Genomic DNA, 26,164 nt, shown 5'->3' on the forward strand with positions numbered 1-26,164 from the left:
ACGAGACCGTTAGCAAAAATGCAAAACTGACATAACGTTTGTTTAACAAGAAGCAAGCTACATTTGGAAAAAAATTTAAACAAAGCATTGGCATGAAGCATTTTAAACACTATCGGTCAATTTTATTGGCAACCATGTTAATCGGAATCTTTTTCTCCTGTCAAAAAGAAGAACCCGAGCAGATTGAAACAGAACAGGTTGAAACGGAACAAATTGACCTTTCGGGAATGACCAAACTTGGTAAGCGACTTGAAAATCCATATTCCGTTACCAACATGAGAAAGGCTTGGGAAAGTCTAAAAGCAAGCTCCAAAGTTTCCAAAAACGGAAATATTGAAACAACCCACCTTTACATAAAGTTCAGCCCTAAAAGCGAAGAAGAACTTGGAATACTCAAAAGAGACTCTACCCTTGTCCTTTACGAAATTCCATTGGATTTTGAATTAGATGAAAACGGAGATTTCTACCATGACCCCGAAGTACCTACAGACCGACCCACGTACCAATATGCCGCAATACCCATAGAAAAGGAACTGCCCTCGGGAGTGGAATATGAAATATTGGAAGAACTCTTTATACCCGATGAGGATGGAGATTATGAAGAAACCTCGAAGAACTTTGCTTCCAAAGAGACCATTTACCAACTTGTTGATGAATCTTTGAGGTTGACTGGCAACCTTAAGAATGATGAGATTGGAAGTTCTTTAACGGCAAAGAGCAAATGGAGACCTGCAGGAACGATACGAGTTTATGACCACGTAACAAGGTCGTTCGTGGGCGTTTCAGGTGTGCAGGTCAGGGCAAGAAGGTGGTTCACCACCCACAAAGGCTTTACCGACAACAACGGAAGGTATTCCTGCGATGGCCGGTTCAGAAGGGATGCAAACTACAGTATAAAATGGGACAGGTATGAATATAGCATACGTTCGGGAACCATCGGTCAGGCTACCTTGAACGGTCCAAAAAGAAGAGGAGATTGGAATAAAGATTTAGGGAGCAGTACAAGTACGATTGTAAATGACAAACAACAATATTATGCCCTAATCCATCAAGGGGCATTGGATTACTACTATGGTGGTAGGTTTGGACTTACCTCACCACCGCGTAACGCATTTTTAAAGAGACAGTTAAAAATAGCTGCAAGAACAGAAAACGGACAATCTTCATACGTTAAAGCGAGACGGATTTGGTTCGGTGCGGACATTTCGCTCCAAGCATGGAACAGGCGTTCTGACCGGGTATATGGCACAATTATCCATGAACTTGCGCATGCAGCCCATAGACAAGTGGACAAGAACGCATACAACGATGTGGTTTGGGATGCCTATACTGGGCCTTGTACCTCGTTCAACGGTTGTCAAAACTTAGGCCCTACAGGGAACAACAATCGTAGATTGTTGGAAACATGGCCTACTACAGTCGAGATTTTGTTTACAACCCATAGATACAGAAACAAATTTGGCAGAACTACTTATGGATATGACCTAAATAACCTTCAAAATCAAAGAATTGCAGATGAAAACCACTATACTTCGGCAGGTTGGGACATGATTGATAATGTAAACCAAAGAACGGTGTATGGAGCTGCTTTTCCAATTGATAGGGTTAGTGGTTACACTATTGTTCAATTGGAACAGGCCTTAAAAGGCGCAAGGTCTTGGTGGGGCTGGCGAGACAACATAAGGAACCGTTATACAAATTCAACAGAAGGTAATTTGAACGAGCTTTTTGACAATTGGCCCAATTAAATAATTAAGACATGAAATACATAGTTTATCTATTACTTTTGATTTTGGCCTCTTGTGGCCCAGAAGCCGAGATGTTCCAAAGGCAGTACGTAATCGAAAATGGTACAGGTGTTCCAGTCGAACTTCAATTTTATAGAGACGGGTCGTTAAGCTTGGGGTTTGAGACTATACTGCTTCAAAATCAAGAACGAATAGCAGGTTTAGAACTTGATAGAAGCGGAGGACCATGGACAGATTTAAGCTCTGAACAATTATTGGATAGACCATCGGCGTCATTTGAATCAGATTCTGTTAGATTAATATTTAATAACGAAAAAATCATAACTTACAAAATAACATATATTCCCCTGACTTTTTCTCCAACAGAAAGAAATCTGCTTAGAGATACAGATTATACGTCAATAGGTGGAGACAAGTTTTTATTCACCATCAACGAAAGTGATTTTGAAAATGCGGAGGACTGCAACGGAAATTGCGAATAAACACTTTTGCCAACACGGTATAAACGAAATAGCGGCTCCGGTGCTAAACCGAGCCGCTTTGTTTTAAAGCTAGCCGTTATACTAAATTGAAAGGCTAAACCTGTAAAGCCCCGCCATTGCGTTTATACATTGCTGCTGAAAGTTGAAAAAAAGGATTTTCTACCCGTCTAAGATTTAGTAGTTTTATACGAAAGAGCTATGCGTCACAAGACGGTAATTTAATTGTTCGTTACAATTTATAAAATGAAAATACCAGAAATAAAACTTACCCCAACTCCCGAAACTGAAGAAGCAAAATCGGCAGTCGGATACAAATGGAATGAAAAAGCTGGATTTCGTCATAAACTCGGAGGAGATGCGGACGGAATTTCCCCGGCGGATTATCCAAAATGTAAAGATTGTGATGAGAAAATGACTTTTTACGCTCAAATCGACTCAATCGGAGATGATTTTGACTTAGCAGATTGCATGGTTATCCACCAATTCGTTTGCTTTGATTGCTTTACCGTGGACTCACAATTAAATCAAATTTAAATGAAGCCTTCCCTAAAAACGTAACCTTCTTCGTTTTCTACAATTGATAATTAAGAAATAGTAACTTAGGATAAAGTTCGAAAAAAGGATTTTCTGCTCGTCTAAGATTTAGTAGTTTTATACAAAAGAGATATCCGTTATTACGGATATCCAATTGTTGTGCATAATGCGATAATCGTACTGAAATTCAACATTAGAACAAAATATCCCAACCGCACAAACAGCACATTTATTTTTTCTAACCACAAAGAGCCAACGCCTAAAAAATAAAAGAGCTGTTTCTGCCAACGCTCAAAAACAGAATAAAAAAATTAGGAAACGACTTTTGCAACACCATTGCACGTAAAAAATTTTACCTTTGCATAAGTGAAAAACATCGCAGTCTTATTATCCATTCTATTTCTTGTTCTATCTATAAAACCTTGTTCAGATGGAAACAATGCGGAAGATTTACATAAAGACGAAATAAGCGCAAATCACAACCATCAAGAGGATAATGATGATTCCTGCCCAATAACTTGTCTTTGCAATTGCTGTGGAATGGCTATATCCTACGTGCCAGTCAAAACATTCAGGTTGAATCTAAACGAAAAAATCTCAACAGAGGTTTTTTCAAATTATCAATCGAACTATCGTTTCGATTTTCTTTCCAACATTTGGCAACCGCCACAATTGAATAGCTAAAAAAATAGCCCAAATTTTTTAGTTAATCAATTTTACATTTTCAATGAATAAATACATATTGAGCTTAATGCTCACAATGATAGCGTGCTTTAATACAAAAGCACAAACATCTGATATACAAATAAAAGTAGTTTCAAAAACTGATAGCGAACCTTTACTGGGAGCAACAGTTTATTTCCCGGAATTGGGAAAAGGAGCGGTAACTGATTTTTATGGTATCGCAACTTTTAGAGAAATTCCAAATGGAGTGCAGAAACTTAAAATTTCATACATTGGTTTCACATCCATAAATACAAGTATTGAAGTAGAAACGCAATATGCGTTTACATTTCAGCTCGAAGCAGGCGGTAACAAACTCGATGAAGTTGTTATACAATCTTCAAGGAATACGAGAACCGTGAAGAAAATCCCAACAAGAATAGAATTTATTGGTGCAGAAGAATTGGGCGAAAAAGCCATTATGAACCCAACTAATATTTCAATGGTGCTTCGGGAAAGCACAGGAATCCAAATGCAACAAACCTCTTTAAGTAGCGGAAACACAAATATTAGAATTCAAGGTCTTGATGGTCGTTACACACAGCTTTTAAGAGACGGTTTTCCACTTTATGGTGGTTTCTCAAGCGGTTTGAGCATTTTACAGATTCCACCTTTGGACTTGCAACAATTTGAAATCATAAAAGGAAGTTCATCTACCCTATATGGTGGTGGTGCAATTGCAGGTTTGGTAAATATGGTTTCAAAAACACCTAACGAAGAACCAGCTTTGGACATTATGTTGACCCAAACACAAGCGTTGGGTAGTACAGCAAATGTGTTCTACAGCAAACGCAACGAGAAATTTGGTGTTTCGATGTACGGTTCTGGTCATTATCAAAAAGCGTATGACCCAGAAGATGATGGTTTCAGTAACTTGCCGAAAACCAAATCAATCTCATTCAATCCAAAGTTCTTTTATTATCCGTCTGAAAAAACTACATTTTGGATTGGACTTAATGGTACATATGACGACAGAATTGGTGGCGACATCACAAAAATAGAGCATGGCAAAAATGGAATCCATCAATATACCGAAGAAAACACTTCGAAACGATTGAGCAGTCAAGCGGTTTACAAAACGCTATTAGATTCAGTGAGTTCTTTCAACATTAAAAATAGCGTATCGTTTTTTGATAGAAATTTGACCATTCCAGATTTCATGTTTGACGGAAAACAAATCAATTCATTTACGGAGATTTCATATCAAAAGGAAAATTCAAGAGCAGACTGGATTTTCGGTGCAAATTTATACACTTCAAATTTTGCTGAAAACGAAAATGCACGACTACAGCGTGACCAAACCGATGTAACCTACGGAGCGTTTGCCAATAATATCTACGATATTTCAGACAGTTGGATATTAGAAACTGGCTTAAGAGCAGATTACAATACCGATTTTGGTTTTTTTCCACTTCCGAGAGTTTCATTATTATATAAAAACGATAGCGAATTTTCGAGCAGAATAGGTGGCGGATTGGGTTACAAAATTCCAGATATTTTTACCGAAGAGGCAGAATTAATCAATTTTGAAAATATCCTTGCAATCGATAAAGAAGAGCTAAAAGCAGAACGTTCTTACGGTGTAAATCTTGATTTCAATTACCAAACTCGATTATTTGAAACTATAGGCTTTTCGGTTAATCAATTATTTTATGTGACTGCAATCAATAATGGATTATTGCTAAATAGGACGGATGATGGCTTTTTCGAATATGAAAATGCAACAGAAGAGATTTTAAGCAAAGGTACAGAAACAAACATCAAATTCACTTACAAAGATTTCAGATGGTTTTTAAATTATGCGTTTATAGATACCAAATTGAACTATTTAGCAGGTAACCCACAAAAACCATTAACTGCAAGGCACAATGCAGGAAGTGTATTAATGTATGAATCTGACAAATGGCGTATTGGTTACGAAACATTCTATACAGGAAAGCAAAGATTATCCAACGGAATAGAAACAACAGATTTTGTAACAATGGGCTTATTGGCGATGCGAAACTTTAAATTTGGTAGTGTTTTCGTAAACTTTGAAAACTTTACCGATAGACGACAGAGCAGATTTTCGCCATTGGTTTTGCCACCACACGAAAATCCAGAATACCCTGAAATTTACGCACCAACGGATGGATTTATTTTTAGCGTTGGCGTAATCATAAAACCTTTTGGAAAAGAAGACCACGATTAAATATGAAAAAGATAGAGCAAATTTTAGAAAGTAAAAATATCCGCGTTACTGCAATGCGTTTATTGATTTATAAATTTTTGGCAGAAAAAGAAATCGCAGTTGCGTTAAGTGATATTGAAAACAATTTCGAGAAAGCTGACAGGACAACTTTATACCGAACCGTAAAAACTTTTGAAGAAAAAGCAATCGTACACCAGATAGACGATGGAACAGGAATTACTAAATATGCACTTTGTGAAAAAGGCTGTAATTGTAAAATTGAAAACGATTTGCACCTTCATTTTCATTGTATCAATTGCAACGAAACTGTTTGCTTAACCGAGCATAAAATACCGCAGATTAAAGTTCCGAAAGGTTTTGTTTCAGAAAATATAAATTTGGTTGTTAAAGGTATTTGCCATAAATGTAGCGGGCTATAAATGCACTTCCATTGCATCTTATTTCAATTTACATTAGTACAATAATTTTAAATTATGAAATTTAATACCATTATTCCGAAAAACCTAAAGCAGGCTTATTCAAGCGAGTTAGAAATCTATAGGTTCAATTTGAGAAATGGAGACTATAATAGTGCTTGGCATCATTTAGAGCGAAGTCATATTATTGGTCAATCTTACCCAGTAGAGCATACCTATTCCCATTGGTTAATGCTAAAATTTGGATTTCGACAGAAAGATTTCAAAGAAATTATAGGTCAAATTATTAGGTTGCTTATTGGCGGTTGGAAATCATTTATTAATCACGTTCCTCTTGGTAACACAGGTGGTGCTAATGTACCACCATTGAGAAAAATGCCGATTCCAAGTGATATTGAAGTGTTATTTCAAAACAAATAATCTATGTCGCACAATCATTCGCATCACCAGCATTCATCAAAAAATTTAAAAATTGCATTCTTCTTAAATTTAGGATTTACCGTTTTTGAATTTATTGGTGGTTTGTACGTAAATAGTATTGCTATTGTTTCAGATGCTGTTCACGATTTGGGCGACAGTCTTTCGCTCGGAACATCGTGGTATTTGGACCAAAAATCGAAAAAAGGCGCGAACAATAAATTCTCGTATGGCTACAAACGCTTTTCGCTACTTGGAGCGTTGATAAACAGTATTGTCCTCTTAATTGGTTCGACATATGTTATTTACGAGGCTGTAAAAAGATTAATAGAACCTGAACATTCTGATGCACAGGGAATGATACTTTTTGCTATTGTTGGTGTAGCTGTAAACGGTTATGGAGCTTGGAAAGTGAGCAAAGGAACATCTATGAATGAACGAGTAGTTTCCTTGCATTTACTTGAAGATGTCTTGGGTTGGGTAGCTGTGCTTATCGTTTCGATTGTTTTATACTTTTATGATAACAATTACCTCGACCCAGCATTATCATTGCTTATTACACTTTATATTTTGTTCAATGTATTTAAGCGCTTAAAAGAGACATTATTTGTTTTTTTACAAGGTGTTCCAAAAGACATTGACCTGGATGCCATTAAAAACAGCGTACTGCAATTGGACAATGTTGCATCATTACATCATACACACTTATGGTCGCAAGAGGGCGAAAACCACGTTTTTACGACACACATAAAATTGAAGAACATTACCGAATTTGACCAGATACTGACGGTTAAAAAAGAAGTAAAAAACATCTTGCAAGAATACAAATTCCATCACTACACCATTGAAACGGAACTTGACGCAGAAACATGCGAATTAAATGATGACAACTGAAATGCCAACGCCGAAAGCCATACACATCTACAGTCGCTCAAGCCAGCGCACCACCAAAACTGTAAAAGAGTATGTCTTGCCAACACTCAAATCCGAACTAAAAACAAACATCGGAAACCCAAGCTGAACATGAAAAGCACTATGCACAACAACGTGTATAAGCAATAGCAGTTTGAGTGCTTTATCGATGCTAATTTTCTTAAATTAAAGTATATTATAAACTGAAAAGTAGTTGCTAAAAATCTGCTACTGATCATACACAAGACCGTTGAAAGTTCAAAAAAAGGATTAACACAATGTCGAAGTGTGGCATTTAAAAAGTTCAAATTGGAGCTACTTCCTAGTTCTCGTATAATAATACCCTGGTCCGTCGCAGGGTAAATATCCACCATTGTAAATTTCTGATTCGCTAAGAATACGCAAGTATTCAACTATGGAATTTCCACAGGTTTGGATAAGGTAACTATCTTTGGAATAGTTCAACTTAAGATAATCATTTCCATCCGAAATAAACGAACCGTATTTACCCGAGGCAGTGAAAGTGCTATCTTGATATACTCTTTGCTTGATAAAGGTACTATCGGGGAAAAATTCGATAGACTCTCGAAAATCCAATTCTTCTTTCTCCAATATTTTCCCAGACATTCCGGAATTCAAAGAAGTGAGTTCATAATACAGTTCCATTCCAAAATCGTCCGATTCGCTGGAACGTGAACATGAACACCAAATAGTTGTAATGACGAGTAATAATAGTAACCTTCTCATTATTGTTTCTATATTAGATGGACAAATTACAGTAAGGTTGCCTATGAAAATTTGTAATAAGGTGCTATTTGATATAAAGTTCAAAAAAAGGATTTTGTAAAAACCAGAATATATGCTTAAATTGAATCATAAATAATAATATTGGTTCAATATGGCTGTAATTAGAAAATCCATCACCTTTACGGAGCAGCAAGACGCCTATGTGAAAAGTTTGATAGAACAAGGCTTTTACACAAATGATAGCGAATATATTAGAGATATAATTCGCCAAGATCAAGAACGTAGAAAACGGATTGTTGATTTGAACGAAGCCCTTATTGAAGGTATTGAGAGTGGCCCTACAGATGCAACTATAGATAGTATTTGGGAAGAGGCCATAAAAGAGCACAATACCAATGAATAAATACATTATTAGTGCCAAGGCAAGAGCGGACTTCAAAGCAATTGCCAAATTCACGGTTCTAAAATTTGGGGAGCAACAATCCTTAAAATATGCAACAGGTCTAAAAAGTGTTTTAGCCGAACTGGCAGAAAATCCAGAGCTTGGTAGAAGATATGTAGCTATAAAGGATAAAATGTTACTACGTTATCGTTACAAGGCCCACGTAATTTTCTATTATTTAATGGAGAATGAAATATTTATAGTTAGGGTCTTAGGTGGTCGAATGGATTTTCCGAAGCATCTTACGTAAAAGTTCAAAAAAAGTATGGGTGAATCCCCTTTTTAGGGTAGTGTAATCCCGAAACAAAGTTCACGGAAACGTAAAATAAATATAATGTGGTGCGAATAATTACTATATTGCACCGTAATTTATATTTATGCAAACTACCAGAAAATCAATAACATTCACGGCCCAACAGGATAGATGGATTAAGCTAAGAGTTGAAAACGGGGATTTTACCAACGACAGTGAATATATCCGTGAGCTTGTCAGAAAAGACCAGGCAGAGAATATGAAACTCTTGGAACTGAAGCAAGCCATAGATGAAGGTTTGCAAAGCGGCCGAAGCCCTTTAAAAATAAGCGATATCATCAAGAAGGTTGATGATGGGGAGCTATAATCTTTCCATTAGGGCGCAATTTGATATTATTGGAATTTATAAGTACGGGATAAAGTATTTCGGTATTGAGCAAGCTGTTGGTTATTTGACCGGACTGGAGGATTTTCTGGAAGAACTAGCAGAACGCCCGGAGCTCGCCAGAGATGCCTCACCAATTGCCAACGGATTAAAGTTCTATAATTTCAAAGGTCATGTAATTTATTATTCATTTGATAATGCAGGCGAAATATACGTGGTAAGGATTCTAGGGAAAAGAATGAATTTCGAAGAGCACCTATGAGTTCAAAAAAAAGGGTAAATAGACCAACATAGACAGTAGCTCAAAACAGTAAAACAACAATCAATAGATGAAGAACTTAGTATTATTTTTAATAATCTTTCCAGTCATATGCCATCCCCAATATTTCAGTGGGGAAATCACTTATCAAATTGAAATATTGCCCAAATCGGATACAGTTGATGTAAAAGACATCATTGATATGAAACATGGCACTCAAGCTAAATATGTTATCACTTCCAAGAAATATAAATAAACATACTTTAAAAACAACGAGTATAATTATTCATACACCTATGATGATAAAACCAAAAGAATGTATGATGATTATCGTGACAAACCATACGTGACATTTAGGGATACCCAAAAAGGGAACTTTGAATACTTTGGTTCAAATGTATATAAAGACAGCATTATAAATGTTCTAGGGAATGATTGCTACATGGTAGTCACAAAGTCTGAGTATGGTACCTCCCGAACATATTATTCAGACGATATCCGCGTTAATTATTCGGACTTTGAAGGGCACCAAGTTGGAAATTGGTACAATAAACTCAAAGAAGTAAATGGAGCAATAACCCTAAAAACCATAACAGAATACGATACATACTACGAGATACAGGAAGCAGTTAAAATAGTAGAACGCAATGTTGATGATAATGATTTTGAACTTCCTAAAAAACCTGTGGCAGCTGCTTTCTCAGCGTTGGACAGTCGAGCTGAGATGATGCAACCAACTCCTGAACAGATACAATGCTATCAAGAGAAAGTCTCAAAGGTCTCTAGTATAGATGGTGAAAAGTACATCTGTTACATGAGTTTTTTGCTTCTAAAGGATGGAACAATTGGATATATTGAGCCATACGAGAAAGACGACTCTGGGTTCTATTTGGTAGCCTCTGACATCATACAAAACTGTGGCTTTTAATTCCAACCTGGGATTATAAATGGACAACAGGTGGATTCCCAGGTATACTTCCCGGTTGAATTTATAAAATGATTAAAGTTCAAAAATGGGATTTTCTGCCCGTCTAAGATTTAGTGGTTTTATACGATATGGATATTCATATTATGACAGAAAGGTATTAATTTAGGTTATTTAAATATATGAGGATGAAGAATTTACTTTTTCTTATTATAATCTTTATTTATTCTTTTGCAATTGGACAACGTAAAGAAATTGTTTTAGTTGGGACAATGCATCAGGTGCCTAAGATTTTAAAAAACAGTTACAGACCGCTGTTTAAAAAGTCATTACATTATAATCCTGAAGCTATTTTTGTAGAAACTGCTATGCCTGATGACTCTTTAAGCTGGCAGTATTTGAAAAATGGATATAGCAAAAGCCTTCAAGAGTTTTATAAATATTCTATAAAAGTTAAAGAAGAATTTAAATTCAATAAGGATTCATTAAACTATTTGTTGAGCAAAGATTTTGATAAATTGACCAAAGATGATTTTAGCAAAATTAAACTTTCATTTGCCTATCAACGGGATTATCCAAACTACTATTATTACCAATATATTCAAGATTATTTTCCTAATGGTCATAAAAAGTCTCGAAGGCACGAAAACTTTGAGTTATCTAGAAAGTTAGCACTTAGGCTACGTCATAAAAAAATATATGCTGCTGATGACCAACAAACTAATGGAGAATTCCATAAACATTGGAGAGCTTGTGAGAAGGCTTTGGTAGGTACATCATACAAAAGAAAAGAGAATAAATTAGCTCGAAAACTATTCCTAAGAGAAATTTTACCTTCAGTTGTGGGTAAATATGGAATAATCAATAATAGAATTAAACACCTTCAACTTCTAGATAGTTTAAGTGGACTTAAGTATACAAATCAACAAAACTCTGATTGTGCAAAGGCTGTTGACTATTTTAACCAAAGGAATAGACGTTTTGCTTACAATCTTGGTACACAAATCAATAAGAATAATTTTAATAAGAGTATTTTATTTGTTGGGGCCGCTCATATTATCGGTTTGAAAAAAGAATTAAGCACTCAATTTCCAAACATCAAAGTGATACTATTTGATGAATTATAAATAACTATCCGCTACAAAGAACTGAGATAATCAAAAGTTCAAAAAAAAAAGGATTAATTAATCTTCTTAAAGAAAGTTTTCAATAGGCGATAAGTGGCATCTTAATCTGTTATTATTTGGGCTAAAGTCTTTCTTCATTGTGGAATCGTGTACTAAATCGTGTACGGCAGCTAGAAATACGGAAATTTCAGGCATAAAAAAACGGCTCGTTTTGGACGAACCGTTGATTTTACTGGCTTTAGCCTTAGTAGCGGGGACTGGACTCGAACCAGCGACCTTCGGGTTATGAGCCCGACGAGCTACCTACTGCTCTACCCCGCGATGTATGTTTACTGTTGCTCGCGTAGCAACTAACTTTTCAATATAATTCGATTCAAGAATCGAATCTTTTTGCGAATCGGATGGCAAATATACAACCCTTTTTTAGAATACACCAAATTAACTTTAAAATCATTTTTAATTTTATTTCAGTTCTAAAGCCCGGTTATCGTTAATACTAGTAAAATAGCTACCTTCGGCAGCATGGAAAGTTTAAACAGTTTTTTACAAGAAGCAATAAAGTGGACAGAATGGCCCATGTTTCTATTGCTTATTGGTGGAGGGGTATTTTTAGTGCTATATTCTAAAGGCTTGCCATACCGGTTTTTTAGACATGCCATAGACATTACTAGGGGTAAATATGAGGATGCCTCTGCTGTAGGGGATGTAAGTTCTTTGCAGGCGCTATCTGCGGCAGTAGCTGCAACAGTAGGGTTGGGTAACATATCCGGTGTGGCCATTGCTATCCATGATGGTGGTCCTGGGGTTGTTTTTTGGATTTGGGTTACCGCTATAATCGGGATGTGTATTAAGTTTTATTCTTGTAGTTTATCCATAATGTTTAGGGGTAAAGATTCTAATGGAGCTATGCAAGGTGGTCCAATGTTCTACATTACAAAAGGCTTAGGAGAAAAATATAAACCCTTAGCCATTTTCTTTAGTATTGCTGGTTTATTTGGGTTTTTAGGCGTGTTTACTGCCAATCAGTTCACAGAAACCTTCATGGAAGTTGTAGCGCCAGATGACAATATTGCAAGTTTAGGAGAATTTAACTGGAAGCTAGGTGTGGGGATTGTATTAGCATTGGTTTCTTCTTTGGTTATTTTTGGAGGATTAAAAAATATAGCAAAAGTGGCTACGGCAATAGTGCCTTTTATGGTCATGGTTTATTTGGTTGCAGTGTTGGTGGTGATGGTTATGAATGCTTCGGAAATTTTACCTTCCTTGCAATTGATAATAACAGAAGCCTGGAATTTTAATACCCTAGTCACTGGTGGATTTTGGGGTTTAGTCATTATTGGGGTGCGCAGAGCTATGTTTTCTAATGAAGCTGGTTTGGGTAGTGCCCCCATGTACCACGGTCAATCTAAGAATAATGAGCCTATAAGAGAGGGCTTAGTGGCCATGTTAGGGCCTTTTATCGATACCATTTTAGTCTGCACGTTCACAGCCGTTGTAATTATTTTAAGTGGTGCTTACAAAGAGGATGTTAGTGGTATTTTAATGACGCTTTCTGCTTTTAACGCTTCACTTTTTGGGTATGGTGATGTGCTGTTAATGATTATCGTTTCCGCTTTTGCACTTTCTACCTTATTTACATACTCCTATTATGGTGTAAAAAGTCTGTCTTTTTTAACCAATGCCAAAATTGGTAAATGGTATAATGTGTATTTTGTAATTATGATAGTTTTTGCTGCTGTAGCATCATTAGACTTAGTTAAAAACTTAATAGACCTTTCCTATGCATTAATGGTGATACCCAATATGATTGCCGTACTTTTGTTGGCGCCTAAAGTTAATAAAGAGGCAAAAATTTATTTTCAGAAATTAAAGAGTGAGCACAGATAATTTTGAGCACGAGTTTTTTGGTATTGGCATCCAAAATGGCAAAACGCCAGAAAATTTGGGGGTTTTATGGCGGACGGCACAGAATTTAGGAGCAAGCTTTATTTTTACTATTGGTAATAGATATGCCAAACAGGCTTGTGATACCCACCATGCGGTAAAGGCTATGCCTTACTTTCATTATGATACGTTTGAAGATTTTTATAAAAATCTACCAAAAGGAGCAGAATTGGTTGGTGTAGAAATGAAGGAGAATGCCGTGGCACTAGAAACCTTTAATCACCCTAGAAGGTGTGTTTATTTGTTGGGTGCAGAAGACCACGGATTAAGTAGAGTGGCGTGCGATAAAGCACATCATTTAATACAATTTAAGTCGATTAAAAGTTTGAATGTTGCGGTTGCGGGGAGTATTGTGATGTATGATAGAAACTTACCTAAACCTCGCATGCACAAAAAACAATAGTTATGGGAGAACATAAATCTGGTTTCGTAAATATTATAGGTAACCCAAATGTGGGTAAATCTACCTTGATGAATGCCTTTGTGGGCGAAAAACTATCTATAATCACCTCTAAAGCACAGACTACACGTCACCGTATTTTTGGTATTGTTAATGGGGATGATTTTCAGGTAGTGATATCAGATACGCCTGGTATCATTAAACCAGCTTACGAACTGCAAACCAGTATGATGGATTTTGTGAAGTCGGCTTTTGAAGATGCAGATGTATTGTTGTATTTGGTAGAAATTGGTGAAAAGGGACTTAAAGACGAAGCTTTTTTTAAAAAAATACAGCATAGTAAGATTCCGGTGTTATTGTTATTGAATAAAATAGATACTTCGGAACAAGGAGTTTTAGAAGAGCAAATTCAATATTGGCAAGATTTACTACCAAGAGCAGAAATCCATCCCATTTCCGCGCTTCAAAATTTTAATGTCAGAGAAGTATTTGAGCGTATTTTGGAGTTGCTACCCGTAGGACCGGCATACTATCCAAAAGACCAAATAACAGATAAGCCAGAACGTTTTTTCGTAAACGAAACTATCCGAGAGAAAATCTTACTACATTATAAAAAGGAGATTCCGTATGCTGTAGAAGTAGAGACAGAAGAATTTTTTGAGGACGAAGATATCATCCGTATACGTTCTATAATTATGGTGGAACGGGATAGTCAAAAAGGGATTATCATAGGTCACAAAGGCAGTGCCCTAAAAAGAGTAGGGGTAGAAGCTAGAAAAGATTTAGAACTATTTTTTGATAAACAAGTACATATAGAAATTTATGTAAAAGTAAATAAGAACTGGCGTAGTAATAGCAACCAGTTAAAACGCTTTGGGTATCAACAGAAATAAAAAAAAGAAAAGGCTGGCACTAGCGGGCCAACCTTTTCCAATCAACATCAATCAATCAAAAAACGATTATTTTACGGGGGTGAACTCAATTTTTTGTCCACCTACAGAGGCATCTGCCATTAGTCCTGCTTTGGGTAAAGCAAACACAGCTACACCATCTTTATATTTTGCGTTGTAGGCGATTCCAGATTTTACTGCTACCGCAGAAGCTTCTGCAGAAAACTGAAAATTATCTGTTTTAAATTCGGCTAAATCTTCTTCCGTCTCAAAAAAGATGACCTCAATTATTGCTTGCCCACCAGCTTGTAATCCTACATTTAACTTTTTAAGATTAGCGTAACCTGCAATGTTTCCATTTTCGTAAACTACACCATTACCAGAGGCGCCACCAACAATAAATCCACCTTTACCTACATTTGGAAAAATAACATATCCGGCAGAGTTGGTGAAAAAGTTTTCTAGTCCAGTATCCGCTTTTACAAGCTGTTCATGCGCTTTGTGGGCATCAACTATAAGTTTTTCTTGTTTCTTGTCTTGTGCTGTTAAAGCAGTGCTGCATACAATTGCCAAGGTTAGGGCAATAGATTTTAAAGTTTTCATAGGTTCTGTTTTTTTGTTCATTGTATATACGGGTCAGCGCCAGTGTACAGTCGTTAAAGCCTTGTTAGTATTCCCTAAGATTATGTTATAGTTTAGGTAACCTTTTCTTAGACTTAAGCTTACTAAAACTAAAGGTAAGGTTAGGATTGGCATAACTTTTAAACGGTTGTTATTTAAGATATTGAAACGATAAATAATACCGAACAAAATGAAAAAATTTACACGACCAGCTGTATTCTTTGCAGCAGCGGCACTTTTATTTTCTTGCGAACACTTAGATGATTTTATTGGGGATGGTGGTACCAATGGGGATGGTATGGAAGATGAAAATCCAGTATCCATCAATTTCACGCACAAAAAAACCTTTACGGTGGGTGGTGAAGGTGCTGCAGAAATTTCTGCTTTCGACGCGGCTACGGGGAGACTGTTTACGGTGAATGTAGAGAAAGAGGTAGTTACCGTTTATGATATCTCTAATGTTGATGCTCCAATGTTCGTGGCAGATATTGCGTTGAATGGCGCTGGTGCACCCAATAGTGTTGCTGTTAAAAATGGTATACTAGCCGTGGCTGTAGAACAAGAGGTGAAACAAGATAATGGCTACGTTAAGTTTTATGATACAGAAAGTTTACAGTTTATCTCTGCTTCTAAAGTGGGAGCATTGCCAGATATGGTAACTTTTACACCAGACGGTACATACGTAATATTAGCGAACGAAGGCGAACCAAATGATGATTACACGGTAGACCCAAAAGGTACAATTTCTATTGTAGAAGTAGCTACGGGAGCTTGTACACATTTAGATTTTGAAGCCTTTAATGGAGCCAAAGAAAGCTTACTAGAAAATGGATTCCGCGTTTTTGGTCCTAATGCTAGTTTGGCTATGGATGTTGAACCAGAATACGTAGCAGTTTCTGATGATGGCAAAAAAGCTTGGGTAAGTTTACAAGAAAATAATGGTGTAGCTGTGGTTAACCTAGAAACAAAAACCATAGAAGCAATTTTACCATTAGGTTACAAAGATTATTCATTACCGGGGAATGAGATTGATCCAAGTGACAAGGATGATAAAACTGAGTTGCGTAGCGTTCCTGTGTTTGGTACGTATCATCCAGATGCTATTGCTTATTACAGTGTAAACGGAATGGATTATATAGTTACCGCAAATGAAGGCGATGCTCGTGAGTACGAAGGAGACCCTGGTTTTGTAGAGGAAGAAAGAATTAAAGACATAGTGCTTGATCCTACAGCTTTTCCTGATTGGGAAAATTTGCAGGCAGATGAAAATTTAGGACGATTAAAAATTACGTTGACTAAAGGTGATATTGATAACGATGGCGATTTTGATGAACTGTATAGTTTTGGCGCGCGTTCTTTTACTATTTGGACCGGTACCGGAGAAATGGTCTATGATAGTGGTAATGATATTGCTCAGAAGACCTTAGAGCTAACCCCCGATACTTTCAACGGGGAAGATGGTAGGAGTGATGATAAAGGTGCTGAGCCAGAAGCCGTAACTGTACAAAAAATAGGTGACAAACACATCTTATTCGTTGGCTTGGAACGTAACAATCAAGTTTTGGTGTACGATGTTAGTAATCCTGCTGCGCCAGAATTTATTCAGTTGTTAGAAACTAGTGGTGATGTAGCGCCAGAAGGTGTTCTAGCTATCGCAGCCGCAGACAGCCCAACAGGTAAAGATTTGTTGGTGGTTAGTAATGAAGTTAGCGGCACTGTTACTATTTATGAGAACTAATAGAAATAACTGTTCATAATTAGGTAAGGGCACCACGAAAGTGGTGCTTTTTTTGTGACTATATGTTTAGTAATGGAGCTGATGAGCCATATTCGCATGCTACTTTTTATAGTAGACTACTATACTATAATTTATAGGGTACCGTTATTTTTTAACCTATAGTATTGCTATTAAAGGCAGTCTAAAAAACCACAAACTACATCATGCTAATACGATTCCTTTTCCTAACCTATATCTTATGTAACGTTATAACTATATACGGGCAAAAACAAGAAAAGCGACAAATAGTCCATCCTGTATATGGTATTGCCACAGAAGAGATTTGGTATACTGTTGAGGGCATTCCAGAATTAAAGTTAGTATACACAACAGATGCAAACTATACTAAAGGCCAAGTAGCCATCGGTACTATGGAGTATTATCATGTAAATGGGACACTAAAAGCAAAGGGACCATTTGTAAAAGTAGCTCAGCCCACTTTCAATGGAGTAACCGAAGAACGTCTCATGATAGGGAATTGGAATATGTATTATGAGGATGGTACATTACAATCTTCTTATGTATACAAGGAAAATAGAGTAAATGGTTCTTTTACAACATACCACAAAAATGGAAAGAAAGCTATTGAAGGCTTTTTAAAGAACGGTATTCCTACAGGAATTATGAGTACTTACTTTATGAATGGACAGTTACATTCTAAAGTGAAATATAAAAATGGAAGATTAATGAATGTTCAGGCTTTCTTTGATAATAATGGTAAAGCTTTAAGCCACGGAACTTTAAAGAATGGTTATGGCACTTTTAAAATGTACAATCCAGATACAGCGCAATTGGAAGAAATACTAACATTGGAGGAAGGGGAAGAAAAGCAAGTAGAAATAACATATACCCAACGTAATACTATTACGATAACTGAGAAAAAATATAAGAATAAACAAGGTCAAATTATTAGTATAGCAAGACTAGTAGCAGGCAAAAAAGAAGGGAAACAAGAATATTATAATGCAGAAGGGCAGTTAATAGAAACCATTGTTTATAGCAATGGATTAAAAGAAGGTAAGCATACCAAGTATAATCCTAATGGAACCTTATATTATGAGTATTCCTATGTGGGTGGTAAAAGAATAGGGCCATTTAAAAATCAGCTAGAAGGTTATAGAGGAGAACTATATGCTTTGGAAGAAGGAACATACGGGCAAGATGAAAAATTGCACGGAACATACATAAGATATGTGCAAGATAAAGATGAGGTAATCTCTAAAGATAAAAATAGCGCTTCAAAAAAAATAATTCAAAAAGGGGCTTATAAGGAGGGAAAAAAAGTAGGCGTCTGGGAAAGCTTTTCTTTAAATGGAGCGCTTTTGGAGCGTAAAGAGTATACAGAAAACACCAATCAGAAGAACTTTAAAAAAGTTTATTACGCAGATAAAATCACACTAAAAACACTTGTAGAAGAAGACAATGCCGCAAACATTCGCATTAAAAAAGACTACCATGACAATGGTCAACTTAAAATGTACCGTAGGTATAAGAATGATAAATTAGAAGGCTTATTCACAGAATATTACAAGAATGGCATAATAGAGACAGAAGGGGAATACTGGTCAGATAAACGAGCTGGAACTTGGATAACCTATACTAAAGAGGGAAAAATAGAAGAACAAATGACTTATGTTGGTGAGGGATGCCCAGTAGAAACTAATGTAGAATTCAATTATTCTCGCGATGGACTTTTGCGATCTGTTATTACCCATTCTAATCTAATAGAAGACCCAAAAGAAGGAGGTAGTTATTATTATGAGTTTGTTCAGTACCAAGACTTTGACGACCAGGGTAAAATAGAATCCTTAACTTCTTTTCGCCATCCAACCAGCAATACACACGTAAAAGTTAAAGAGGGGATGCATCAAGAATATGATTTGGAAGAAAGTTTAGTGGTAAAAGGATTTTATAAAAACGATGAAAAAGATGGCACTTGGAAGTCGTATCACAAAAACGGTGAACTGCATCAAGAAAGGTATTACCAGAATGGGATGCCAATTGGGGAATGGAAAACGTATAATGAGAAAGGTAAGATTACCCACCGTAAAAAATACTAAGCAATCCTTGTTTTAGTTTGTTTCAATCTCAGAAAGTACTAACAAAGTGTGGGTGTCTCCATAATCCATCAAACTATCTATAAGCTGTTGTAATTGCAATTGATTTTTTAACAAAACATGCAAATGCACATTTTGGTTGCCCGTAATTCTATGTGCTTTTTGTACTGCTTTTAGTTGAGGTAAAAAGGCTAAGAAAGGTTTAAGTTTTCCATGAAACACCTTTACTAGAATTATGGCTTCTAAGTCATATCCCAATAAGGAATAGTCTACGGTAACACTGTATTTTTTTATAAGTCCAGTATCCTCCATCTTTAACACCCGTTCTCTAACGGCAGAAGCAGATAGACTAATAGTTCGGCCAATAGCAGCAAAAGATTGTCTAGAATCAGTTTGTAAAGCTTGTAAAATGGCGAGGTCAATGCTGTCGGCAGAAAAATCGTTGGTATTTTTCATATTAACATAAAAATCAATGGTTAAAATTTAAATATACCGATTAATCCACTTTGTAGTTAAAGCAGCTAATCAGAAATTTGAAATAAAAAAATGAGTATAGTTATCTGTTTTACCAATAAGGACCCTAAACCTTGGCAAGAAGAGCTTAAAAGGCGATTGCCCAAGGTTAAGGTAGAAATACACCCGCAGGTCTCCCAAAAGGAAGAGCCAACTTTTGCATTGTGTTGGAAAGCGGATTTTGATGTATTGAAAACCTACCCAAATGTGCGGGTGCTACAATCTGTAGGTGCATCTGTAGATCACATCATCAATACGCAAAAACTACCACCTGAAGTTGTGGTAACCCGGGTAGTAGACCAGCAGTTAGCTAAAGATATGTTTACCTACGTACTTGCTGGAATTTTAAATTTTATCAGGGGAACGAATTGCTACCAAAAAGCACAAACCAATAAGGTTTGGGGGCAAAAAAGCTACAATACTATTGCAGAAACACAGGTGTGTTTGTTAGGTTTAGGTAAAATTGGGGCGTACGTGGCAACGGAATTGGCAGGCATGGGATTTAAAGTAACTGGCTGGGCTAAAAATGCTAAAAATTTAGATGGTGTAAGTTGTTTTTATGGAAAAACAGAATTATCTAAAGCTGTTGCAAAAGCCAATGTCTTAATTAACATGTTACCCTATACTGCAGATACAGAAGGTATTTTAAATAAGAACTTACTGATGTTATTACCCCAGAATGCTTTTCTAATTAACGTGGGTAGAGGGGAGCATTTGGTAGAAGAAGACCTTTTAGCCGTTTTAAACATGGGGCATTTTTCTGGTGCTTTGTTAGATGTTTTTAGAACGGAACCATTGCCAGAAAACCATCCCTTTTGGGAGCATGATAAGATACAGATAACACCCCATGTTGCAGCCTTAACCAATATAGGTACGGCAACCGCGGGTATTGTAATGAATTATAATAAGGCCATAGCAGAAGAAGACCTGCTCAACCAAGTTTCAATACATAAAGGATATTAATAATGCACGTTTTTCACCATGCGTTCAAGGTAAAAGATATTGCCAGTACGTACCAATTTTATCATGAAGTTTTACAATGCAAAATAGGCCGACAAAGTGAAAGTTGGATAGATTTTGATTTTTTTGGCCATCAATTGTCTGCTCATGTTTCAGAGAATATGCCGCCTTTAGACTATTGTGGCACCGTAGACCAAGTACAAGTGCCAATTCCACATTTTGGTTGTGTTCTAGACCAAAATACGTTTAAAAAGGTGCAGAAAGCTTTGGAGATACATGATATAAAATTTATAGTTCCGCCACAAACCAGATATAAGGGAAAGCCAGGAGAGCAACAGACTATGTTTGTCTTAGATTATAGCAATAATCCTATAGAATTTAAATGTTTTAAGAATGATGCTGAACTATTTAACCCATAAGCAATACACAACGCATTAATTAAGTTGAGAGAATAATGTACTGGTCTGGAATTCATTTTTCAGTACACTGTATTTACCTAAATACTGTATTGTAAAAAGCAAAATGATTAGTTGTTAGCATCTATAATAGTTTCTATACGTTCTAATTCTTCGTTGGTGAAATCTTGTTTTTCCAAAGCTTTTACGTTGTCTTTTAATTGTTCTGGTTTGCTAACCCCTACCAAGACAGAGGTTACTTGTGGTTTATGCAATAGCCAGGCTATAGCCATTTGTGCTAAGCTTTGTCCTCTTTCTTTTGCAAGCGAATTTAAATCTCGGATTTTAGTTAAAACTTCATCGGTAATTTGATTGGTTTTTAAATAACGTGCATCTCTTACAGCGCGGGAGTCTTCTGGAAATCCGTCTAAATATTTATCCGTTAATAAGCCCTGTGCTAATGGAGAGAACACAATGGAACCTATTTGTTTTTCGTCTAAAACTTGTAGTAGCCCATCTTCTACCCATCGTTCAAATAAACTATATTTAGGTTGATGTATTACTAGTGGAGTCCCCATTTCCTTTAATATGGTATATGCCTTTGCCGTTTGTGCTGCAGGATAATTAGAGATACCAACATACAGGGCTTTACCTTGCGTCACTAACTGGTGTAGCGCGGCCATTGTTTCTTCTAATGGCGTATTTGGGTCTGGTCTATGATGATAAAAAATATCTACATAGTCTAGTCCCATCCGTTTTAAACTTTGGTCTATGCTGGCTACTAAGTACTTTTTAGAACCAAAATTACCGTAAGGGCCAGGCCACATATCGTATCCTGCTTTGCTAGAAATTAGAAGTTCGTCCCGGTAATTTTTAAAATCCTGTTGATAAATTCGACCAAAATTAGTCTCTGCAGCTCCGTAAGGAGGACCGTAGTTATTGGCTAAATCAAAATGTGTAATTCCGTGGTCAAAAGCGGTTCTTAAAATGGTTCTCGCTTTACATAAATCGTCCGTATCGCCAAAATTATGCCACAGTCCTAAAGAAAGTTTGGGCAATAGAATACCAGAATTACCACAACGTTTGTATTGCATTTTTTGGTAACGTTCTGTATCTGCCGTATAGGATTGTAAAGCATTTGTGTCGTTGATTTCCATATTCATCGCGAATCATTTTTAAAACAACCGTTAAATTACAACAAGCCCAAGGCATAAGGATGATATAGAAGCAGAATCAAGTGATATTTAAGAGTTATTTAATGTTTTTAGAAAAGAAAAGTAGAAAGACCCCATATTTTCTACCACAAATCCTTAAGAAATAGCAGCCTATAAAAATTAATGGTACTTTTGCCAAAAATTTCATTGGATGGGCGCTATTGTTGCTATTGTAGGGAGACCTAATGTTGGTAAATCCACCTTTTTTAACCGTTTAATTCAGCGTAGAGAAGCTATTGTAGATGCGGTTAGTGGGGTTACTAGAGACCGTCATTATGGTAAGAGCGACTGGAATGGTAAGGACTTTTCTGTTATCGATACCGGTGGTTATGTGGTTGGGAGTGATGATATCTTTGAACAAGAGATAGATAAACAAGTAGAGTTAGCAATAGAGGAGGCAGATGCCATCATTTTTATGGTAGATGTAGAATCTGGCGTCACGGGGATGGATGAAGACGTGGCTAATTTGTTGCGCCGCGTAGAAAAGCCGGTTTTTTTAGCCGTTAATAAAGTAGATAATGCCCAACGCGAAGCAGATGCGGTGGAGTTTTACGCCTTAGGACTTGGAGAATATTTTACCCTTTCTAGTATTAATGGTAGTGGTACAGGTGATTTGTTAGATGCGTTGGTAAAAGTATTGCCAGAAGAGGTAGAAGTAGAGGACGATTTGCCACGTTTTGCCGTGGTTGGGAGACCTAATGCCGGTAAATCTTCTTTTATCAACGCTCTAATAGGAGAGGACAGATACATAGTTACAGACATTGCGGGTACCACCAGAGATAGTATAGATACCAAGTATAACAGGTTTGGGTTCGAGTTTAATTTGGTAGATACCGCGGGCATAAGAAGAAAAGCCAAAGTAAGAGAAGATTTAGAATTTTATTCCGTAATGCGCTCTGTAAGGGCTATTGAACATTGTGATGTTTGTATTCTTATGTTAGATGCCACACGTGGGTTTGATGGGCAAGTGCAAAACATTTTTTGGTTAGCACAACGTAATAATAAAGGGATTGTCATTTTAGTAAATAAATGGGATTTGGTTTCTAAAGAAACCAATTCTGTACGGGATTATACCAAGGCGATTAAAAAACAAATTGAACCTTTTGATGATGTGCCCATTCTATTTGTTTCGGTGCTCAATAAGCAACGTATTTACAAAGCTATAGAAACCGCCGTAGAGGTATTCCAAAACCGTTCTAGAAGAATCCCTACACGCAAGCTCAATGATATTATGTTGCCTATTATTGAGAACAGGCCTCCACCTTCGCTAAAAGGGAAATACGTTAAAATTAAGTTCTGTACGCAGCTGCCTACACAATACCCGCAGTTTGCATTTTTTTGCAATTTGCCGCAGTACGTGCGCGATCCATACAAGCGTTTTCTAGAAAATCAAATAAGAGAGCAGTTTGATTTTTCTGGAGTGCCAATTACCGTATTTATGCGTAAAAAATAAGTAGGCCTAGTCTGTACTTGCAGTTGCTACAGTTATTTCTTGGCTAAGTTGGTTACCTTCCTCATCCATTACGCTAAGAGTATATTCGCCAGGAGTAATGGGCACTAGCAACTCATGGAAGTGTTCTGTTTCGCCTACAAAAGTATGGTCTATGTACCAATACACTTTGGCATCTTTTTGCTGGTGGGCTAATTTTAGAACAACATCTTCAGGTCTAGTATCAAATCCTTTAGGGAGCAGAATGGTTTCATTTTTCTTCGGATAGATGAAAGCTATTCTGTCATTATTAAGGGCAGAACATCCGTCTAAAAAGGGAGGTAAAGGGTGGTAATTGCTTTGTTTTTGAGCGTAATAATATTCTAACTGAGGCGGTAAGCTAAACCATGATTTTTGTTGCATTTCTGCTAAGGGATAGCACGCATTATTTACACGGAAGTTACCCGTTTGGTCTAATGATATTTGGGTGTGATAAGGGCAGGGTGCACCGCGCTTACCGTTAGTTGGTACTAGTTCTTCAAGACTATCTTCGCAATAGGGAGTGGCATTATAACCGCTTTTGGTACAGACTTGCACCGTTGCCATATCATCATAAGGTGTGGAAAACCAACCCGATTTTGGCAGGCTGCGCAGTACATCAAACAATAATGGTGCAGCAGCCGTGATACCCGTTAGTCCTGGCCTGCCTTCCCCATCGGCATTCCCTACCCAAACTCCTATAGCGTATTTTGGAGTAGTACCAACGGCCCAAGCGTCTTTAAATCCGAAACTTGTACCGGTTTTCCACGCTAAGGCTTGGGAGTCATCAAAGAAATACCAATTCTCATCACCTTCTGGTCTATTAACTTTGCGAAGGGTTTGCAGTGTGGTATACAAACTGCCTGCACCTAAAAAGGGTGGTGAAAATTGATTAGAGCCTTGTTTCGGTATAATTTCTTTTTGGTAATGCGGCAATTGAAATTCGTTTTTACGGTATTGACTGCTGTTCTTTACGTAATAATTCACAGTATTTGCCATACCGGCAAAGGTGCTAGTCAATTGCCATAAACTGCTCTCCGCGCCACCAAGAATAATAGGTAATCCATAATGGTGCGGCGGTTTATCAATACTGTGTAAGGTCGTTTTTTCTAATTTGTGATAAAATTTTTCTAAACCGTAGTCTTGCAATAAACGCACGGCAGGGATATTCAAAGAACGGGTTAAGGCGCTACTGGCAGGCACTAGTCCACTAAAAGAGTTATCATAGTTTTTGGGTTCGTAACCATTAATGACCGTTGGTATATCTTCTACTAAAGTGTTGGGCAAAAGATGACCTTCTTCTAGCAGAGCAGCAAACAACAATGGCTTAAGCGTACTACCTGTACTACGTTGTGCGGTAACCATATCTACGTAATATGCTTCTGTTTTTTTATTTGGCGTGTTCCCAATATAGGCAAGAACCTCTTTAGAGGAAACCTCTAAAACTACAATTCCTAAATTATGAATTTGATTGCTTGCTAGCTGTTGATGATGACGCAGTGCGATATTATTTAATTGGCCTTGCAGGGCAAAATCTATCGTGGTTTTTATATTTTGTCCAGGGTACTCTTTTGCTATACGCGCTGTTAAATGAGAAGCATAATCTGGTAAGGGTAGCGGTTTTTTTGGTAGCGGTTCTAATAATGCTAACTCTAATTCAGTGGCATCTATTATTGCCGCTGCATGTAACTTTCTTAATAGTCGATTTCTTTTATTTAACAGGGAAGTGTCATTCTTACCCGGAAAAATTAAGGAAGGTGCATTGGGTAAAACTGCTAAGGCAGCGCTTTGCCCCCAACTTAGTTGCGCTGCTGGCAACCCAAAATACCGCCAAGCTGCGGTCTCTAAGCCTACAACGTTACCACCAAAAGGCGTATAACTTGCATGCATTTGTAATATTTCATTTTTAGAATAGCCCGCTTCTAACCGTGTAGCCATGAAAATTTCGATAAGTTTTTCTAGGTAAGAACGTTTTTTTTGACCTCTACTTAACCGTATTACCTGTTGTGTTAGCGTACTTGCCCCTCTACGTGTAGATTTGGTTAGGTTGTGTTGTAGGGCTTTGTACATGGATACAGGATTAAAACCTGGATGCTTGTAAAAATAAGCGTCTTCAAATTGTAAAATACATTGCTCATATTTGTAAGGAACACTATCTACAGCGGGGAATCGCCATTGCCCATCTGAGGCAATACGCGCACCTATGAGTAGCCCTTCTTTACTGTAAGCTACAGTTGCTGTTGGAGTAGTGAATAGGGGTTTAGGTAAACAGAAAAGCCAAACTAGGAATAGTAGCGAGGCTATCCCTAGTTGTATGCGGTGTCTTTTTAAAACTGCAATCCACTTCATGCAACAAACACCCTT

26 protein-coding genes and 1 tRNA gene are annotated in these 26,164 nt (G+C 37.0%); 22 read left to right on the plus strand and 5 right to left on the minus strand.

All coding sequences use genetic code 11. The annotated features are described in order from the left end of the window. The first annotated feature begins 92 nt into the window (after positions 1 to 92). From HCO57_RS14460 to HCO57_RS14520, 14 genes are all read left to right on the plus strand, one after another. The gene (locus HCO57_RS14460; protein WP_167989617.1) at positions 93 to 1,748 is read left to right on the plus strand and encodes a hypothetical protein; all 1,656 of its coding nucleotides are present in this window, start codon (positions 93 to 95) and stop codon (positions 1,746 to 1,748) included. A gap of 11 nt (positions 1,749 to 1,759) precedes the next feature. Beyond that, the gene (locus tag HCO57_RS14465) at positions 1,760 to 2,230 is read left to right on the plus strand and encodes a hypothetical protein (RefSeq protein WP_167989618.1); all 471 of its coding nucleotides are present in this window, start codon (positions 1,760 to 1,762) and stop codon (positions 2,228 to 2,230) included. Between the two features lie 243 nt (positions 2,231 to 2,473). Continuing rightward, positions 2,474 to 2,764 carry a hypothetical protein gene (locus tag HCO57_RS14470; protein ID WP_167989619.1) on the plus strand — a complete coding sequence of 97 codons (291 nt, stop codon included), beginning with the start codon at positions 2,474 to 2,476 and terminating at the stop codon, positions 2,762 to 2,764. Positions 2,765 to 3,130: 366 nt separating this feature from the next. Then, entirely contained in the window at positions 3,131 to 3,448 is a 318-nt protein-coding gene (locus HCO57_RS16785) for a DUF6660 family protein (RefSeq protein ID WP_136950340.1), read from the plus strand. 43 nt (positions 3,449 to 3,491) lie between these two features. After that, the gene (locus HCO57_RS14475; RefSeq protein WP_167989620.1) at positions 3,492 to 5,678 is read left to right on the plus strand and encodes a TonB-dependent receptor; all 2,187 of its coding nucleotides are present in this window, start codon (positions 3,492 to 3,494) and stop codon (positions 5,676 to 5,678) included. A gap of 2 nt (positions 5,679 to 5,680) precedes the next feature. Beyond that, on the plus strand, positions 5,681 to 6,097 hold the full coding sequence (locus HCO57_RS14480) for a Fur family transcriptional regulator (protein ID WP_136950342.1): 417 nt from the start codon (positions 5,681 to 5,683) through the stop codon (positions 6,095 to 6,097). Between the two features lie 54 nt (positions 6,098 to 6,151). Continuing rightward, entirely contained in the window at positions 6,152 to 6,514 is a 363-nt protein-coding gene (locus tag HCO57_RS14485) for a DUF3703 domain-containing protein (RefSeq protein WP_136950343.1), read from the plus strand. A 3-nt stretch (positions 6,515 to 6,517) separates the two neighbouring features. Further along, on the plus strand, positions 6,518 to 7,405 hold the full coding sequence (locus HCO57_RS14490) for a cation diffusion facilitator family transporter (protein WP_167989621.1): 888 nt from the start codon (positions 6,518 to 6,520) through the stop codon (positions 7,403 to 7,405). A gap of 916 nt (positions 7,406 to 8,321) precedes the next feature. Continuing rightward, on the plus strand, positions 8,322 to 8,573 hold the full coding sequence (locus HCO57_RS14495) for a type II toxin-antitoxin system ParD family antitoxin (RefSeq protein WP_167989622.1): 252 nt from the start codon (positions 8,322 to 8,324) through the stop codon (positions 8,571 to 8,573). Beyond that, complete coding sequence (locus tag HCO57_RS14500) at positions 8,566 to 8,862, plus strand: type II toxin-antitoxin system RelE/ParE family toxin (RefSeq protein ID WP_167989623.1); 297 nt, start codon at positions 8,566 to 8,568, stop codon at positions 8,860 to 8,862. Before HCO57_RS14495 ends, HCO57_RS14500 begins: the two co-directional genes overlap by 8 nt. Positions 8,863 to 8,989: 127 nt before the next feature. Further along, entirely contained in the window at positions 8,990 to 9,232 is a 243-nt protein-coding gene (locus tag HCO57_RS14505; protein ID WP_136951633.1) for a type II toxin-antitoxin system ParD family antitoxin, read from the plus strand. Next, entirely contained in the window at positions 9,219 to 9,512 is a 294-nt protein-coding gene (locus HCO57_RS14510; RefSeq protein WP_167989624.1) for a type II toxin-antitoxin system RelE/ParE family toxin, read from the plus strand. The genes HCO57_RS14505 and HCO57_RS14510 overlap by 14 nt, the downstream gene beginning before the upstream one ends. Before the next feature lie 313 nt (positions 9,513 to 9,825). After that, on the plus strand, positions 9,826 to 10,437 hold the full coding sequence (locus HCO57_RS14515; RefSeq protein ID WP_167989625.1) for a hypothetical protein: 612 nt from the start codon (positions 9,826 to 9,828) through the stop codon (positions 10,435 to 10,437). Positions 10,438 to 10,622: 185 nt separating this feature from the next. Then, positions 10,623 to 11,561 (plus strand): DUF5694 domain-containing protein, encoded by a 939-nt coding sequence (locus tag HCO57_RS14520; protein WP_167989626.1) that lies wholly within the window; start codon positions 10,623 to 10,625, stop codon positions 11,559 to 11,561. Between the two features lie 248 nt (positions 11,562 to 11,809). On the opposite strand, the gene HCO57_RS14525 is transcribed toward HCO57_RS14520, so the two are convergent. Then, positions 11,810 to 11,882, minus strand: a tRNA-Met gene (locus HCO57_RS14525). A 201-nt stretch (positions 11,883 to 12,083) separates the two neighbouring features. Between HCO57_RS14525 and HCO57_RS14530 the strand changes: the two genes are divergently transcribed. The 3 genes from HCO57_RS14530 to era are packed head-to-tail and all read left to right on the plus strand — an operon-like array spanning position 12,084 to position 14,798. Then, complete coding sequence (locus tag HCO57_RS14530) at positions 12,084 to 13,448, plus strand: alanine/glycine:cation symporter family protein (RefSeq protein WP_167989627.1); 1,365 nt, start codon at positions 12,084 to 12,086, stop codon at positions 13,446 to 13,448. Beyond that, positions 13,435 to 13,908, plus strand: a complete 474-nt coding sequence (locus HCO57_RS14535) for an RNA methyltransferase (protein WP_136951628.1) — start codon at positions 13,435 to 13,437, stop codon at positions 13,906 to 13,908. The genes HCO57_RS14530 and HCO57_RS14535 overlap by 14 nt, the downstream gene beginning before the upstream one ends. Positions 13,909 to 13,910: 2 nt before the next feature. Continuing rightward, positions 13,911 to 14,798: a GTPase Era gene (era, locus tag HCO57_RS14540; protein ID WP_136951627.1), complete on the plus strand. Its 888-nt coding sequence runs from the start codon at positions 13,911 to 13,913 to the stop codon at positions 14,796 to 14,798. A gap of 66 nt (positions 14,799 to 14,864) precedes the next feature. On the opposite strand, the gene HCO57_RS14545 is transcribed toward era, so the two are convergent. After that, entirely contained in the window at positions 14,865 to 15,398 is a 534-nt protein-coding gene (locus tag HCO57_RS14545) for a YSC84-related protein (protein ID WP_167989628.1), read from the minus strand. 208 nt (positions 15,399 to 15,606) lie between these two features. On the opposite strand from HCO57_RS14545, the gene HCO57_RS14550 reads away from it, so the two are divergent. After that, the gene (locus HCO57_RS14550; protein ID WP_167989629.1) at positions 15,607 to 17,154 is read left to right on the plus strand and encodes a choice-of-anchor I family protein; all 1,548 of its coding nucleotides are present in this window, start codon (positions 15,607 to 15,609) and stop codon (positions 17,152 to 17,154) included. 203 nt (positions 17,155 to 17,357) lie between these two features. After that, positions 17,358 to 19,253 carry a toxin-antitoxin system YwqK family antitoxin gene (locus tag HCO57_RS14555; protein WP_167989630.1) on the plus strand — a complete coding sequence of 632 codons (1,896 nt, stop codon included), beginning with the start codon at positions 17,358 to 17,360 and terminating at the stop codon, positions 19,251 to 19,253. 12 nt (positions 19,254 to 19,265) lie between these two features. On the opposite strand, the gene HCO57_RS14560 is transcribed toward HCO57_RS14555, so the two are convergent. Next, complete coding sequence (locus HCO57_RS14560) at positions 19,266 to 19,706, minus strand: Lrp/AsnC family transcriptional regulator (RefSeq protein ID WP_167989631.1); 441 nt, start codon at positions 19,704 to 19,706, stop codon at positions 19,266 to 19,268. A 90-nt stretch (positions 19,707 to 19,796) separates the two neighbouring features. On the opposite strand from HCO57_RS14560, the gene HCO57_RS14565 reads away from it, so the two are divergent. Together HCO57_RS14565 and HCO57_RS14570 are read left to right on the plus strand one after the other, a co-directional pair. Then, a complete protein-coding gene (locus tag HCO57_RS14565) occupies positions 19,797 to 20,726 on the plus strand; it encodes a 2-hydroxyacid dehydrogenase (protein ID WP_167989632.1) in 930 nt (309 codons plus the stop codon). Positions 20,727 to 20,728: 2 nt separating this feature from the next. Continuing rightward, entirely contained in the window at positions 20,729 to 21,142 is a 414-nt protein-coding gene (locus HCO57_RS14570; protein ID WP_167989633.1) for a VOC family protein, read from the plus strand. 107 nt (positions 21,143 to 21,249) lie between these two features. Here the strand turns inward: HCO57_RS14570 and mgrA are convergent, their stop codons facing one another. Then, positions 21,250 to 22,275 (minus strand): L-glyceraldehyde 3-phosphate reductase, encoded by a 1,026-nt coding sequence (gene mgrA, locus HCO57_RS14575; protein WP_167989689.1) that lies wholly within the window; start codon positions 22,273 to 22,275, stop codon positions 21,250 to 21,252. A gap of 208 nt (positions 22,276 to 22,483) precedes the next feature. Here mgrA and der point away from each other — a divergent pair, with 208 nt between their 5' ends. Then, on the plus strand, positions 22,484 to 23,785 hold the full coding sequence (gene der, locus HCO57_RS14580; protein ID WP_136951620.1) for a ribosome biogenesis GTPase Der: 1,302 nt from the start codon (positions 22,484 to 22,486) through the stop codon (positions 23,783 to 23,785). A 6-nt stretch (positions 23,786 to 23,791) separates the two neighbouring features. Here the strand turns inward: der and pbpC are convergent, their stop codons facing one another. Further along, positions 23,792 to 26,149, minus strand: a complete 2,358-nt coding sequence (gene pbpC, locus HCO57_RS14585) for a penicillin-binding protein 1C (RefSeq protein ID WP_167989634.1) — start codon at positions 26,147 to 26,149, stop codon at positions 23,792 to 23,794. Positions 26,150 to 26,164 lie beyond the last annotated feature (15 nt).

This window comes from Croceivirga sp. JEA036 (genome assembly GCF_011882165.1).
Taxonomy (GTDB): Bacteria; Bacteroidota; Bacteroidia; order Flavobacteriales; family Flavobacteriaceae; genus Croceivirga.

What these genes read in the sequence shown, in the direction of transcription:
- HCO57_RS14510 (WP_167989624.1), top strand. Translation starts at nt 9,219, where the DNA reads ATGGGGAGCTATAATCTTTCCATTAGGGCGCAATTTGATATTATTGGA.
- HCO57_RS14560 (WP_167989631.1), bottom strand. Translation starts at nt 19,706, where the DNA reads ATGAAAAATACCAACGATTTTTCTGCCGACAGCATTGACCTCGCCATT.
- HCO57_RS14465 (WP_167989618.1), top strand. Translation starts at nt 1,760, where the DNA reads ATGAAATACATAGTTTATCTATTACTTTTGATTTTGGCCTCTTGTGGC.
- HCO57_RS14555 (WP_167989630.1), top strand. Translation starts at nt 17,358, where the DNA reads ATGCTAATACGATTCCTTTTCCTAACCTATATCTTATGTAACGTTATA.
- HCO57_RS14460 (WP_167989617.1), top strand. Translation starts at nt 93, where the DNA reads ATGAAGCATTTTAAACACTATCGGTCAATTTTATTGGCAACCATGTTA.
- HCO57_RS14505 (WP_136951633.1), top strand. Translation starts at nt 8,990, where the DNA reads ATGCAAACTACCAGAAAATCAATAACATTCACGGCCCAACAGGATAGA.
- HCO57_RS14530 (WP_167989627.1), top strand. Translation starts at nt 12,084, where the DNA reads ATGGAAAGTTTAAACAGTTTTTTACAAGAAGCAATAAAGTGGACAGAA.
- era (WP_136951627.1), top strand. Translation starts at nt 13,911, where the DNA reads ATGGGAGAACATAAATCTGGTTTCGTAAATATTATAGGTAACCCAAAT.
- HCO57_RS14550 (WP_167989629.1), top strand. Translation starts at nt 15,607, where the DNA reads ATGAAAAAATTTACACGACCAGCTGTATTCTTTGCAGCAGCGGCACTT.
- der (WP_136951620.1), top strand. Translation starts at nt 22,484, where the DNA reads ATGGGCGCTATTGTTGCTATTGTAGGGAGACCTAATGTTGGTAAATCC.
- HCO57_RS14485 (WP_136950343.1), top strand. Translation starts at nt 6,152, where the DNA reads ATGAAATTTAATACCATTATTCCGAAAAACCTAAAGCAGGCTTATTCA.
- HCO57_RS14470 (WP_167989619.1), top strand. Translation starts at nt 2,474, where the DNA reads ATGAAAATACCAGAAATAAAACTTACCCCAACTCCCGAAACTGAAGAA.
- HCO57_RS14520 (WP_167989626.1), top strand. Translation starts at nt 10,623, where the DNA reads ATGAAGAATTTACTTTTTCTTATTATAATCTTTATTTATTCTTTTGCA.
- HCO57_RS14495 (WP_167989622.1), top strand. Translation starts at nt 8,322, where the DNA reads ATGGCTGTAATTAGAAAATCCATCACCTTTACGGAGCAGCAAGACGCC.
- HCO57_RS14565 (WP_167989632.1), top strand. Translation starts at nt 19,797, where the DNA reads ATGAGTATAGTTATCTGTTTTACCAATAAGGACCCTAAACCTTGGCAA.
- HCO57_RS14490 (WP_167989621.1), top strand. Translation starts at nt 6,518, where the DNA reads ATGTCGCACAATCATTCGCATCACCAGCATTCATCAAAAAATTTAAAA.
- HCO57_RS14570 (WP_167989633.1), top strand. Translation starts at nt 20,729, where the DNA reads ATGCACGTTTTTCACCATGCGTTCAAGGTAAAAGATATTGCCAGTACG.
- HCO57_RS14480 (WP_136950342.1), top strand. Translation starts at nt 5,681, where the DNA reads ATGAAAAAGATAGAGCAAATTTTAGAAAGTAAAAATATCCGCGTTACT.
- HCO57_RS14475 (WP_167989620.1), top strand. Translation starts at nt 3,492, where the DNA reads ATGAATAAATACATATTGAGCTTAATGCTCACAATGATAGCGTGCTTT.
- mgrA (WP_167989689.1), bottom strand. Translation starts at nt 22,275, where the DNA reads ATGGAAATCAACGACACAAATGCTTTACAATCCTATACGGCAGATACA.
- HCO57_RS14545 (WP_167989628.1), bottom strand. Translation starts at nt 15,398, where the DNA reads ATGAAAACTTTAAAATCTATTGCCCTAACCTTGGCAATTGTATGCAGC.
- HCO57_RS14515 (WP_167989625.1), top strand. Translation starts at nt 9,826, where the DNA reads ATGTATGATGATTATCGTGACAAACCATACGTGACATTTAGGGATACC.
- HCO57_RS14500 (WP_167989623.1), top strand. Translation starts at nt 8,566, where the DNA reads ATGAATAAATACATTATTAGTGCCAAGGCAAGAGCGGACTTCAAAGCA.
- pbpC (WP_167989634.1), bottom strand. Translation starts at nt 26,149, where the DNA reads ATGAAGTGGATTGCAGTTTTAAAAAGACACCGCATACAACTAGGGATA.